The organism is Parabacteroides sp. AF14-59, from assembly GCF_003479515.1.
In the GTDB taxonomy this organism is placed as follows: Bacteria; Bacteroidota; Bacteroidia; order Bacteroidales; family Tannerellaceae; genus Parabacteroides; species Parabacteroides faecis.
This window is the reverse complement of the sequence record NZ_QUHH01000004.1, coordinates 12,909-27,824: the sequence shown is the minus strand read 5'-3', so window position 1 is coordinate 27,824 and position 14,916 is coordinate 12,909. Positions and strand designations below refer to the sequence as shown.

7 protein-coding genes are annotated in these 14,916 nt (G+C 45.3%); 1 reads left to right on the top strand and 6 read right to left on the bottom strand.

The annotated features are described in order from the left end of the window. Positions 1-11: 11 nt before the first annotated feature. From DWW23_RS06040 to DWW23_RS06030, 3 genes are all read right to left on the bottom strand, one after another. Entirely contained in the window at positions 12-1,712 is a 1,701-nt protein-coding gene (locus DWW23_RS06040; RefSeq protein WP_122352384.1) for a RagB/SusD family nutrient uptake outer membrane protein, read from the bottom strand. Positions 1,713-1,724: 12 nt separating this feature from the next. Continuing rightward, positions 1,725-5,126, bottom strand: coding sequence for a TonB-dependent receptor (locus DWW23_RS06035; RefSeq protein WP_122352383.1), 3,402 nt, complete (start codon positions 5,124-5,126; stop codon positions 1,725-1,727). A gap of 160 nt (positions 5,127-5,286) precedes the next feature. After that, positions 5,287-6,219 (bottom strand): FecR family protein, encoded by a 933-nt coding sequence (locus DWW23_RS06030; protein WP_122352382.1) that lies wholly within the window; start codon positions 6,217-6,219, stop codon positions 5,287-5,289. Positions 6,220-6,360: 141 nt separating this feature from the next. Here DWW23_RS06030 and DWW23_RS06025 point away from each other — a divergent pair, with 141 nt between their 5' ends. Next, positions 6,361-6,954 (top strand): RNA polymerase sigma-70 factor, encoded by a 594-nt coding sequence (locus DWW23_RS06025; RefSeq protein WP_122352604.1) that lies wholly within the window; start codon positions 6,361-6,363, stop codon positions 6,952-6,954. A gap of 141 nt (positions 6,955-7,095) precedes the next feature. On the opposite strand, the gene DWW23_RS06020 is transcribed toward DWW23_RS06025, so the two are convergent. The 3 genes from DWW23_RS06020 to DWW23_RS06010 form a co-directional block, all read right to left on the bottom strand. Next, positions 7,096-9,576, bottom strand: a complete 2,481-nt coding sequence (locus tag DWW23_RS06020) for a hypothetical protein (RefSeq protein ID WP_122352603.1) — start codon at positions 9,574-9,576, stop codon at positions 7,096-7,098. Between the two features lie 117 nt (positions 9,577-9,693). Further along, a complete protein-coding gene (locus tag DWW23_RS06015; protein ID WP_122352381.1) occupies positions 9,694-11,394 on the bottom strand; it encodes a RagB/SusD family nutrient uptake outer membrane protein in 1,701 nt (566 codons plus the stop codon). Between the two features lie 12 nt (positions 11,395-11,406). Continuing rightward, complete coding sequence (locus tag DWW23_RS06010) at positions 11,407-14,802, bottom strand: TonB-dependent receptor (protein ID WP_122352380.1); 3,396 nt, start codon at positions 14,800-14,802, stop codon at positions 11,407-11,409. Between the last annotated feature and the right edge of the window lie 114 nt (positions 14,803-14,916).

Below are 14,916 nucleotides of genomic sequence, written 5' to 3'. Positions count from 1 at the left end.
TACCTTTCTGATCAATAATCCGGATTTTGTTTCATATTCGGATTGATCAGAATCTCAGTCGTAGGTATCGGCCACAAATACTGGCGATTGTCCCACTTCTTCTGTGCCACAACAGCAATCTTACCCGCTGCCTCTATTTTGGAAAAATCGGCCAGGCCATTCTCGTCGATCTCCGGAGCAAAAGGCCAGAACCAGTCACCCTGGCTGACTACTTTCTCTATCAGCAGTGAAGCCGGATAAAGCATCATATAGACCTTCTTGCTCATTACTTTATCCATCAGCTTCCAACGCATCAGGTCCATGTAACGAAGTCCTTCCTTGGCAAACTCCACCCGTCTTTCCATACGCAACTGAGACCTCAACGTATTCCGGTCGGTAGAAGTAAACGCCGGATATTGACCTACGGCAGATTTATCGACACCGTAGGCTCTTGCCCGAACTTCATTCATGGCATCCAGTACAGACTGATCGATCTGATTCAATTCGATCTTTGCTTCCGCATACATCAACAAGACATCCGCATAGCGAACGATAATCTTATCAGGATCAATATTATAAGCATTTTCCAGGCAACTTTCATCCATTCCCTTTTTCCATACCAGGCCATTGTAGGAAGCATACTGAGCGACTGCACGGCTATCGTTGTTCTTGATCATCGTACCTGTGTTATAATTCATTACTTCCAACGCTTCCGGATGGGGGTTGAACTCTATCCCCAGAAAAGTCTCACCAAACGGAACGATCGTCATGGACAAGCGGGGATCACGGTTCTTAAACGGGTCATGGGGATCGAACAACGGAGATTCATCGATCGGCAATCCGTCCGTACAGGTATACGAAGCGAACAATTCCCAGGTCGGATTCGGGACCGCATATCCGCCGGAATTCCGGGGCAACCAGCCTCTCACATTCATTACGACATTATATTCAACGGAACGGGGAATCAGGAAAACAGACTCTTCCGCATTTTTAGTACTTGTCAGGAATAAGTTCCTGTAATCTTTATGCAAAGAATACACTCCTAAATCCATAACAGCCTTCGTTGCAGCAACGACCACTTCGTAATCGCCCATATAAAGTGCATACCTGGCCTTCATTGCCAGAGCCGCGCCTTTCGTGGCCCGCTGGACTCCGGAATAGGAAACGGGCAAGGTTTCCGCAGCGGTATCGAACTCGTCATACACAAATTGTTTTACAAGGGCAATATCCGTGCGTCCCATCGCCATCCCTTCCTCTATGTCGATATCGGTCTCTACCAGAGGGATATCTCCGAACTTCGAGGACAATTTCGCATAGGCACATGCCCTGTGAAAATGGGCTTCAGCAACAAAACCATTGATCTTCGATTCAGAAGCTCCGGCCTCGACGGCACGGTGTGCTTTCAGAATAACCCCGTTGGCACGGGAAACGACTTTATATTGTTTGGACCACAAGTCCGTCACCTTATCCGTCTGCCCGTTCAAGGTCGCATTCTGAAAAGGAGTCAGGGACTCGCGATAGATATTATCGTCAGACCAATCGGTATTACCCTCTTCATCCAACGGCCAGAATGCATCTCTATACAATTCGTTGACAGCCATTTCTATCTCTATCTCATTGGAATACCAGGTTTCTGTCGAACCATAAGACAACGGGTTCAAATCCAAATCATGGCAGGCAGTAAGCAGCGTGATACCGCTGAATAAGCAAACTATTATATTATTTCGTTTCATGGTCTTTTTCATTTAAAAATTAACAGATACACCTAACAGCACCGACATCGTAATAGGATAGCCCGTCGTACTTACTTCAGGGTCCCAGCCGTGAGGGTATTTACTCAGGCAGAACAGATCATTGCCGGAGAGATAGAACCGGACAGACTCCATGCTTATCTTCTTCGTCCATACGCCAGGAAGCGTATAACCTACCGTCAGGTTCTTCATTCTCAAATAACGTCCGTTGAACATCCAATAATCTGACATGCTCATATTGGCATCCACGCTATTACGTGTCAGGCGGGGATACTTCACCCCTGCATTTTCCGCAGCCGTATTGTTCGTACTCCAATAATCACCTTCCAGGATGGAGGGGAATCCGCCCCAGTTCGTATTCAAGCCTTCGATCATATTTCTGCTGATACGGGAATTCTGACTGCCTACTCCCTGGAACATCATTGAAAAATCAAAGCCTTTATAGGAAGCCGAGAAATTCACGCCGAACATGTAGCGGGGAAGAGAACCTCCCAACAATACGCGGTCGTATTCAGAAGATATTTTACCATCGGGCACGCCGTCCGGACCGGAAATATCTTTATATTTGATATCGCCAACCGTCACGTTATTATTCAGTTTCGGTGAATTATCCACCTCTTCCTGTGTCTGGAACAATCCGTCGCTGATATAACCATACCATTCGTCGAACTGGCTGCCTTCCATCTTCACCTTCTCTCCCAGAAATTCAGTACCTCCCAGATTACCCATCTTCGAGATGAAATCAGATAAATTGGCCGAAACGGAATATCTGAAATCGCCCACCTGGTCACGCCATCCTATTTCCAGATCATAACCGGTCGTATGCATATTGCCCGTATTCACACTCGGGTTGTCGTATCCGATGAACTTGGGTATTTCGAGGGCCAACAGCATGTCTTTGGTCTTTTTCTTATAGAAGTCTCCGGAAAAATGTAAACGTCCATCCAGGAAATTAGCGTCCAGACCGATGTCCCATGTCTCTGTCGTTTCCCAGGAGATATTGCGGACAGCATAATATTGCTGGGCGGCACTCAACAGGGAATTCAGGGAATTTCCGCTATAGAACAAGGCTGAACCAAAATTCAGAGCAGACTGATACGGATAATAATTCTGTACGGTGCTGCTGTTTTTAGTCATCGTGATACGTTCGTTGCCCAACGTACCCCACGAACCTCTTAACTTCAGGAACGAGAGCCAGTTCCAGTTCAGGTTCTTCATAAACTGTTCTTCGCTGACAACCCATCCTGCCGAAAGCGAAGGGAAGTTAGCCCACCGGCTGTCAGGGGCAAAGCGGGACGAACCGTCACGACGGAAATTCACCTGCAACAGGTAACGGCTCGCATAACTATATGCTATACGGCCAAAGAAAGAACGATAGGCATATTCTTCGGCGTTGCCTCCATTGTCTCTCAAATTCTCCGGACCAATATCCAGATAAGGGAAATTCATCAGTTCATACTGGTCGCGGGATGCGCTCAGGTTTTCCCAGAATGCGTAATAATCTTCATAACCAATCATGGCGGAAAGATCATGTTGTCCGAATGATTTATTATAATTAGCGAAAAACTGGGTGGTTACATCGTAACTGTCATTCCTGTTCTCGGTCAACTTGGTCGTCGTAAAACCATTCATATATCCCTTTACTGTATTAGGATCGTTGGCATAAGTAAAAGGAACCTGTTTACGGAAACTTTTTACTTTATCGAAGTTATAGGTCGGGGCGATCACGCCAGATATCTTCAGTCCTTCGATCGGAGAGATATCGATAGCCGCCTTACCGCCCAAACGGTTATACCAGGAAGTCTTCAGACCTCCGTCGGTGATCATAGCCAATGTGTTCTCGCCGTCTTTCACATCTCCCCACATCCCGTTGCTCCACCGGGCCGCATAAATAGGCGGAGTAGCACGATATTGCAGGTCCATCGGGTTTCTATGCGGTTCCTCTGACTTGGAGCGTTTGAAATTCACATCTAAATGAGCTTCTATATATTTGTTGATCTTAAAGTCGTTATTGACCCGGATCATGTAACGCTCATAGTTCCGGTTCACATAGATACCGTCTGTTTTATCATACCGGAAAGAGGCTTTTGTCTGGACGACTTTACTACCACCGGCGATATTGATCGAATGCGTCTGGCGGGGTGCTGAGTTCTTCAGGATCTCATCCTGCCAGTCGGTGATTGGATAGGCATCCGGATCGGTCGCATTGTTTTTTATCCAGTTGTTGACCTGGTCTTCCGAATAGGTCTGATACCAACCTCCTGCATTATTATCGTTATAACGCAGTTCATTGACCATTTCCATAAACCTTTGGGCACCTACATATTCAGGTAGCCGCGTAGGCATCTCCCAGCCATATTCAAAATTATAATTGAGTGACAGGTCGTTTTCTTTTGCCCGTTTCGTCGTGATCACAATCACACCTGCCGCAGCCCGCGAACCGTAAATAGAAGCGGAAGCCGCATCCTTCAATACGGACATGCTTTCCACGTCATCCGGATTTACCTGGTTGATATCGCCGGGAACCCCGTCGACAATGACCAACGGACTCGATTCGCCGATAGTTGTCACACCACGTATCTTGATAGATGCCGTAGCTCCCGGAGCACTGTTGTCACGCGTAACCAGAACGCCAGAGGTCGCCCCTTGCAAAGCGGTGGACAACTGCGTTGTCTTCCGTGCAGACAAGGACTCTCCCTTCAGGGTTCCGACAGCTCCCGTCAGGTCTTTCTTTTTCATGGTTCCATATCCGACAACGACAACCTCATCCAATAATTCGGAGTCTTCCTCCAGAGAGATAGTAAAGCTGGATCTGTCTTTCACCTGAATATCTTTTGAGACATACCCTATATAGGAAACGCTCAACACGGCATTCGGGTTAACGGACAAAACAAAATTACCGCTCATATCGGTAATCGTACCGTTCGTTGTTTCCTTTTCTACGACGTTCGCCCCAATGACCGGGTCACCGTTTGCATCGATCACTTTTCCGCTGATCTTCTTTTGCTGGTTCACATTTTCCGCCAATAACGGCCTATTGGATAACACGATCTGTTTATCGACAATACGGTATTGCACGTTGGTCCCTCCAAATAAGATATCTAATAGTTCATTTATATTCTTATCGTGCACATCTACATTCACTTTCCAGTCAATATCCACAGACTTATCCGTGAACAGGAACGAGAAATCCGTTTCTTTTTCTATCTTGTCCAACACTTGCTCTACAGTAGCATTCTCCAGCTTCAGATTGATAACCGTATTCTGTGAATACAAATTTTCTGCATGTAGCTGGGCGATCATGACAAATAACAAGAACAGACCGATTCTCATAACACGCATTGATTTAGGTATACATCGGGGGATATCCCCATTGGATTGTTTTAGAATTTTCATAACTTTGTACTTGGATTTTTAATTAAACTAATTAGGCCCGATTGGTCTCGGACTTAATTTTTTGATTTGGGGACAGGTATAAGTTGGCGCTTATGCTTGTCCTTTTTTTTACATGGATCTTTTTCTTATACAACCTCCTTTCTTTAATCGGTTTATAGCTTCATTTTAACCAAATATCTATACGCTGACGCGGATAGGTTGAGTCCAGCAACTGTTTTGTTTCCGCTATTTTCCATTTCATCGGAGCAACCAGTTTCAGGTAATCGAGTATCTGGGTTATACTTTCCGTAGAGAACGATGCCCGGCATTTATAATCGATATTCGTTCTCTTATGCATAACTATATCTACATTATAACGGCGTGAGAGCTGTTTCACCACCTCATCCAGCGAAGTGTTCCGGAATATCAGACGTCCGTCTTTCCAGGCCGTCTTTTCATCCACATTGACCGGGCGGATCGATAACTTCTGGTTCGATCTGTCATAATAGGCCAACTCACTCGGTTCCAGCAATACGGATTGCTTATTCATAATGACATCGACCAATCCCGTCTCGAGCGTCGTTTCAATCCACTGTTCATCGCCATAGGCATTTACATTGAACTTCGTCCCGTGTGCCATTATTTTCATATTGTCATTTACAGATACATAAAAAGGGTTCTGTTTATCCGACTGTACTTCAAAATATCCTTCTCCCGACAAATAAACATTTCGCTCATTTCCCGTGAAACGGGACGGATAACGGAGTGAACTACCGGCATTGAGCCATACCTTCGATTTATCCGGCAATTCCATTTTTGTTATAACTCCCGGAGCAGAAACGACCTCCAGGAAAGAAACCTCTTTATCATTTTGCATCTGGCCGATATACAAATAAGATAATATCCCCGTCGACAAAATAAAGGGTAATAACAAGACTGCTGCAATCCGTAAGGCACTCCTGACAAGTCTTTGTTTTCGGGAACCGGAGGCTATTCTTCGCTGATTCCTCAGAAAGGCCCTTCCTATATTATAGTTCTCATAATCAACAATATCGTCATTGATCGCTTTTGCGAGAAGGAGGTATTCTTTTATATCTTTGTTATCTGGTTCCATTTTATTTCTGTTTATTACTAGACACACCAAAAAGGAAAAGAGGACACCCGAATTCTATTTTTCTTTCAAAAAAGTAAGGTTTATATTTTCTCATTGCTATCTTTGTTTGACAAAAGAAAGAGATTCAACGCATATTTATCCGTGGAAAAAGCTGTAACTGAAAACATAGACTATCTCTTATGGAGTATCTCCAATAACGATGACCAGGTCGCATACCGTTCATTATTCGAACAGTATTACGTTTCGTTATGCCAGTTCGCCAGACGATATATCGACGATCAGGAAACACGGGAGGATATTGTACAGGATGTGTTTTTCACCATCTGGGATAAAAGAAAAACGATCACGCCTTCTGTTTCCGCCAAGAACTTTCTGATAACATGTGTCAAGAACCACAGCCTGAACTACCTGCGTAACCAGGGATACAAACGGGAATATGAAACAGTTATCCAAAAGAACATCCCTATATATTTCGAGAATCAGGATGATCTTTATACATTGCAGGAACTGCAGCACCTGCTGAACAAAACGCTCGAAAAACTTCCTCCCGAATACAGACTGGCTTTCGAGCTGAATCGTTTCGAGAATAAAAACATTGAAGAAATAGCAGAAATAATGGGCGTCTCCACCCGGACTGTAAAAAGATATAAGAGCAAGGCGATAGAAATACTGAAGGAAGAGTTAAAAGATTATTTGCCCTTGTTCATGTTGTTCACTTCTATTTTCGACAAATAGCCGGGAACCGGACTCAATAATTTACTGAGACTATACTCATGCATTCACTGGCACTGACTACATACATTCCCTACCGGTAACTCCATACCGGAGTTAACAGCAGGGAATATAAAAGACCAAACTGATTTTTAGATTATACGTTTATTTATACTCCAGCCAGGCCGTAGCTTTCGTATCCGCATCCGTGGAGAAGCGAATCCAACGCCCCTGGAACTCTTCCGGAAATTCATACGCCCATTTTTCTCCAGCCTTCACCTGCTGTAATTTATATTCCATCCAGTCTCCATTTCCTGTCGGGTCTACCTCGATAGAAAACGTCACATCCTTATCAGATTGATGGGATAAAACTAACTGCTTCCTGTCATAGAGGCCGATCAGATAAGGATCGGACGGGATACCGGCCTTTACTTCCGTATCTTTCCACGGGCCACCTTTACCTACCGGTTTACCCAGCTGCCACAGATCGTCGATAACTCCAACCCATACGGCAGCCTTACCGTCATCGGAAACGATAATGTGTTCATTGTCTTTTCCTTCTTCCGGCTTTACTCCTGTAAGAATAAGCATTCCGCGATAAGAGGCGTAGTCGTTGATGCGATAGTTATGAGTCGATACCGGGCGTATTTTGGCATAGCCATCCGCATTCTCGGCCGGAAGTTCATAGAACGTTCCCATACAGGAGAACAGGTCACGCTCAGTAGCCACTTCCCGGCAAACACGGAGTTCTCCCCGATTAGTCAACGGTGCATAGGCTTCATCACCCAAAGGCAAACGCCATCTGCGTCCTAAATCGTCGACAATTAAAACGGAACTGTTCTCTATTGAAACGACCTGTTGCGGAATGGCAAATTTAGTCCGGATGAAATCAGCAACAACAGGATCGTCCTTACGGACCAGTTCGAGCTTCTCCCCCATTTCATAATAACCGGTTTCCGCAACCCGGCCATTCGTAACGGTATTTGCCAATACTCCCAGGGCACGACGGTTATCTCCCAGACCGTACAATAATCCGCCCGTCAGGTTTGTTTCCGCAGCAGAAGCCAGGCCCTTATACATAGCAGCAGGTTGCGAAGAACGGGTATCGGGTGTGGTATATGAGAAACTTACCGTCGCCAATGTATTCTTATCCGCTTTTACACGGATCCATTCTCCTTTATCTGTAGCGGTAAATAGTACACAGGCCGCTTTACCCGGCTTCACGGTTACAGCCCTTAACCTTTTCCATTCGTTCGTACCTGTTTCATCGACTTCATAGGTAAAGGTCGCCGGTTCTTTTCCTTCATTTTTGATCCAACCGGTACGATTCGCCCAACCGGCAAACAGGAAGGGTTCGGAAGCTTCATTCGCTTTGATACTTTCTTTGGCCCAGACCGCCCCTTCAGCCGTAGCCGGACCCAGTTCATCCGGTTTTGTGAAAGAGGTAAACCATAAATTGGAGTTGGATTGTCCCGGTCCTTCTATATTTCCTTTTGCTTTTCGTTTATTCAGAAATTCCTTTTGAGCAGAGTCGTCGCAACCAAATACCAACCGGTCATTCCATCGGGTAAAATCGCCGATTACTTTGAGATAGGCTGACCGCGGACGGATACCGGCACTGTTTTCCGCAGTAAACTGTCCGGGAAAACGCCAGAACAGACCATGCATCGTCATCAGGTAATCCGGATTGGTTTCCGTCCCGACATTGCGGATTCGCGGCCATTCCGTATTCCATCCGTGAGCCCCGTCATAACTATGGCTTGCTTTCGGAAGACGGTAGAACGACCAGCCTTTCTTCACATCGCGTACTCCCAGTATAACTGATTTATGATCCCAGCCGGTCGCCCATAACGGATCGGTCTCCGGATTCGTATTTCCGTAAATGCCGCCCGGTCCCGTCACTTCCACGAACTGATTCCGGCGAACTGTTTTCCAGTCTTTGCCATCCCATTCCGCCAGGACACCGGCTTCCACGTCAAACTTTTTCAACGCTTCCTGGGTGCCTTCCCCGTTATTGGTAAAGAGCATGACACCCTGGCCGGAATAGAGCCCTTTCCCATGCACTCCGGGTAATAAGGCGTTGATCGGACCGGCATCCGTATCATTCTTTTTCTGTTTCTTGTTATTTCCGTCCTGATACAGTTCTTTTACCTCCAGCGTATTGACATCTACTTCATAAAAGCCTTCTTCCATCGTCCCGTAATAGATTTTACCTGCCGGGTCCGTCAAATGACGGGCATTTCCGGTATGGCGTCCCGGCATCGTCTGGTAAGGTATCACACGAACTTTTCCGGTTTTATCAATGGCATACGGACCTATGAATAACTGATCGCTTTCTTTATGTATCATACGGTTCGCCGGGGTTCCCCCTATGCTCTCGTCACGTACGATCTGCCGGAAATCCGGTGTCACTTCATACAATTTGTCGGATGATCCGTTCGGCAAATGAGGTCCATAGGTTATGACCCACAGCCGGTCTGCCCAGGGAACAACCGCCCCGGTTCCACACTCTCCCTCATTGTTATAATATGCCAGACGCGGATAAATGCCGGAAACGGAATCCGGGATTCTTTTGGTTTCTTTCTGCGCTGAACAACTCATCACCGATAGTACAGCCATCAGACCTATCGTACTGTTTAATTTCATCTTCATCTTCTTTTAATTATTTCTGAAAATAATGTTTATACAGAGGCTCTCCGGCCAGGTTTTCATTTGAAAAGCAGAGAAGAGCCTCTGGTATTTAATAGTGCTAACCTATTCTTATCAATATCCCGGATTCTGTTTCAGGTTTTCATTGATCAGAACCTCTTTCGTCGGGATCGGCCAGAGATACTGGCGGTCGTTCCACATACGCTGAGACATCGGGGCTATCAATCCGGCTTTCTCCATAGCGGAAAAGTCTGGGATTCCATCTTCGTCTACCTGTGGAATGCCGGGCCAGAACCACAAACCTTTATTCACCACTTTCTCCTGTAACAGATTAACAGGATATAACATGCCATAATTCGGCCGTGTCAAAGCCTTGCCTGCAATCTTCCATCTGACCAGGTCCATATAACGCAATCCTTCTTTTGCAAACTCCACACGCCGTTCCGTGCGCAGGATCGTCCGTAGTTTCTGCTGGCTGGTCGTAGTTACTGCCGGGTAGGCACTTATATTGGTATAGTCGACACCATACGCTCTTGCACGTACCCGGTTGATCGCATCCAGAACCGATTGATCGATCTGATTCAATTCGATCTTTGCCTCCGCATACATTAACAGAACGTCCGCATAACGGATAATAATCTTATCCGGGGCCACATCCTTCCCGTTTTCCAGCCATGTTTCATCAATTCCTTTTTTCCATAATAATCCGTTGAAAGAGGCGAACTGGGCATTCACACGGGCATCATTGTTCTTTTGCATTTTGCCGGTATTATAGTTCATTACTTCCACGGCATCCGGATGAGGGTTATATTCAAATCCCAGATGCGGAGTTCCAAATTCGACAATAGTAGCCGTACAACGGGGATCACGATTCTTGAACGGATCATGCGGATCGAATAAAGGAGATTCATCGACAGGCAACCCGTCCGTACAATCATACGCTGCAAGCAAATCCCATGAAGGGGCGAAAGCTCCCCAGCCTCCGGTATTTCTCGATACCTCATTCATCACCGTCCAGTTACCCAATGTTACTTTATATTCGATAGAACGGGGAAGTAAGAATATGGATTCCTCCGCATTTTTTGTCGAGGTCAGGAAAAGGCCGGCATAATCCGGATACAACTTGTAAATATTCAAATCCATACATTTCTTTGTAGCGTCTGCTACAATATCCCAGTCCCCCATATACAAGGCAAAGCGGGCTTTCAATGCCAATGCAGCCCCTTTTGTGGCACGTTGGGAAGAGACACCTGTATATTTTTCAGGTAATCCCTCGATCGCCTTATCATAATCGGCATAAATCTTCGGTATAATTTCTGATTTCGGAGTACGTCCGAGCTTGAATGCCTCCTCTATATCGACCACTTCCGTCACATAAACAACATCTCCGAAATAAGTGACCAGCCTCGCATAACAGGAAGCCCGCTGGAATAAGGCTTCGGCTTCGTATTGTTTCAGCTTTACCTCCGATATTCCCATACTTGCCGCCTTATCCATATTTGCCAGGATCGTATTTGCCCGGGCAATCGATTTATACTGGTTGGCCCATAAGGTCGTTACGTCGCCACTCTGCCCGTTAAAAGTACCTTTTATGATCTCCGAAGGAGTTTCCCGATAAATGAAATTGTCCGTTTTATCTTCATTGTCCAACGGCCAGAAGTCATCGCGGTAGAACCCCTTGACAGACATTTCTATTTCCGTTTCATTGGAATACCAATTTTCACTGGAAGCCTGTGAAAGAGGATTCAGATCCAGGTCATTGCAAGAGTTTAATCCCAAACAACATCCTAATAATATAATCAATGTATGTTTCATCTTTTTATTCTTTTAAAATTTAACGGATAATCCAAACAACACAGATGTAGTGATCGGATAGGAAGAACTGCCCATTTCAGGATCCCATCCTTTCGGATACTTACTTATACAGAACAGGTCGTTCGCTGCAACATAAACACGGGCCCGTTTAATCATCACCTTTTCTGTCCAGGCAGCAGGCAACGTGTATCCCAAAGTCAGATTCTTCAGACGGAAATAACGCCCATTGAACATCCAAAAGTCTGACATGGCATAATTAATAGCGTTATTGGCATACGATAAACGAGGATAAAGAGCCTGTGCATTCTGAGCTTCCGTATTTTTCTCCGACCAATAATTACCATCGATAATAGCCGGAGTATTTCCCCAATTGGACTGAAGAGGCTGTACCATAGCCGGAGACAAACGTGTATTTCTCCGACCGATTCCCTGGAAGGCAACAGAAAAATCAATTCCTTTATACCCCAGGTTCAATGTCCCGCCATACTGGAAACGGGGTAAAGAGCCACCCAACAGAACACGGTCATACTCCGGTGAAATCTTTCCGTCGGGAACGCCGTCCGGTCCGGATATGTCTTTATATTTAATGTCTCCCAACTGAACATTATCGTTCAGCTTCGGGCCTTTCAAATCCTCATCCGTCAACATCAGGCCGTCACTCAGGTAACCATACCATTCGTTGAATTCACTGCCTTTGATCTTCACCTGATCACCCAGGAATTCGGTACCGCCCAGATCTCCCATTTTAGAAACAAAGTCTGAGAAGTTAACCGATATACCATAGGTCAGATCACCGATCCGGTCATTCCATGCCAACTCGAGATCGTAGCCGTTCGTATACATCTTTCCTGTATTTCTCTGAGGGTTATCGAATCCTACATAATCAGGAATTTCCAACGCCAGTAACATATCTTTGGTTTGCTTGTTGTAATAATCGCCGCTAAAGCGCAGACGGTTATTAAAGAAAGTAGCATCCAGACCGACATCGACAGAACGGGTAGTCTCCCAGGAAATATTCTCGACGGCATAAGCCCATTGTGCAGCCGATAACTCCGGCACAACATTTCCATTCTGATAAAACAGCACGTCACTAAAGTTAATAAATGCCTGATACGGATAATAAAGGGCATTTCCGTCCTTATCGGTAATCCGCTCATTTCCCAGAGTACCGTAAGAAGCTCTCAACTTGAGGAAAGATAACCAATCGATGTCCGCATTTTTCATAAAAGCCTCTTCACTCATCACCCAACCGGCGGAGAAAGAAGGGAAAAATCCCCAGCGATAATCGGAATGGAACCGTGAAGATCCGTCGTAGCGGACATTCGCCTGCAACAAATACCTGTTATCAAAATTATAGGCTACCCGTCCAAACCACGAACGATAAGATAATTCCGTAGCACTACCGCTGTTATCACGGAGGTCTAACGGACCGACATTCAGATAAGGGAAGTTTATCAACTCATACTGATCACGGGAAGCTCCCAGGTTTTCCGCAAAAGAGTTATACATTTCATAACCTGCCATCAGGTTCAGATCGTGCTTGCCGAAGGTTTTCATATAATTCGCTATGCCCTGAATGGTCACATTGTAACTGTCATTTCTATCTTCAGACAATTTTGTCGTATTATAACCTTCCATATAACCACCAACCGTATTCGGATCGTCGGCCAAAGAATAAGAGACTGCCTTACGGAAATGTTTCTTTTTCTCAAACGTATAATTCGGAGCAATTACACCCGAGATCTTTAAACCGTCGAGCGGAGTAATATTGATTGCAGCACGTCCTCCAAGCTGGTTATACCATTCATCCTTAAAACCTCCCGAATTTACATTTGCGTAAGGGTTGTTGCCATTCTTTCCGTCTGCATATTCCCCATTGGCCCATACAGCCGGATAGATCATAGGAGCCAGACGCATGTTAGCGAAAGGAGAGTAATGGGGCTGGTGATTCTTGGTCCGTTTAAAATTAAAGTCCAACGTTGCCCCCAGATATTTATTTACCGTAAAGTCATTATTGGAACGAATCATAAAACGTTCGTAATAACGATCGGCATACAGGCCATCCACTTTGTCATAAACAAACGAAGCATTCGATTTTACAGCTTTGGAACCTCCCGCCACGCTGATCGTATGGGTCTGGCGCGGAGCCGATCCTTTCAGGATCATCCCTACCCAATCCGTCATCGGATATTTATCAGGGTTCGTCAGATAATTTTTCTCCCAGTTGTTTATGTCTTCTTCCGAATAGGCCTGGTTCCAACCTCCGGATTTGTTGTCGTTATAACGCAGTTCATTGGTTGTTTCCAGAAAACGTTTGACACCGACATATTCAGGTTGTTTTGTCGGGATCTCCAACCCGTATTCAAAATTGTAATCAATCGACAGGCTCTTTTCCTGGGCACGTTTGGTTGTGATCAAAATAACACCGGCAGCGGCACGTGAACCGTAAATAGAAGCGGATGCAGCATCTTTCAAGACCGACATACTTTCTACATCATTCGGGTTCACGTCATTAATGCCACCCGGAACACCATCTATTATCACCAGCGGACTGGTATCGCCGATAGTCGTAATACCACGGACCCTGATACTACCGGCAGCAGCTCCCGGTGCACTATTATCGCGGGTCACCATCACTCCGGCAACAGAACCTTGCAAAGCCGTCGATAACTGTGTGGTTTTACGGGATGCCAGGTCATCACCCTTCACGGCAGCAACCGCTCCCGTCAAATCTCTCTTTTTCATTGTACCATACCCAACGACAACAACCTCATCCAACATTTCCGAATCTTCTTTCAAAGTAACGGTTACCGTATTTTTACCGGCTACGGATATTTCATTTGTCACATATCCTATATAAGTAATCACTAATGTTGCGTCTGACGCAACATTAAGGGAGAAGCTCCCTTCGGCATTGGTAATGGTACCATTGGTCGTTCCTTTCTCCACGACATTCGCACCGATAACCGGCAGTCCTTCTTCGTCGTAAATGACACCGGAAACCGACTTTGTATTTTGCTGGTCCACAAGAGCATTCAAACGCCCCCCGGCAGCCACTTTGATCAGCACCTGGCGATCTATGATCTGATACTCATATCCGGTATTCCTGAAAACTTGTGCAAGCACCTCTTCCAAAGAAACATCTTTCGCTTTTACGCTCACTTTCCTGTTTACATTTACATGGTTATCATTGAAAAAGAATGTAAACTCACTGTTTTTTTCAATCTCTTTCAGAATCTCAATTATACTACTGTTCTGTTTGTTTATTGAGACTTTGTAATCCTGCGCGTAGGTAGAAGCAGAAATACAACAGGCTACAGCCAGTGAAAATAAAACTGTGATCCTCATAATACGAATTGTTTTTCTGAATAACGGGACACAACAATCCCTGTCATTGTTTTTTTTCATAACTTTGTATTGTTTTTGATAAATAATGAATGCAAGTCATCGGCTTGGACTCCTTAAGACATGCATTTGGTCTAAAACATTCTGATTGGAAGGTACTTGCAGGTATCTTCCAAT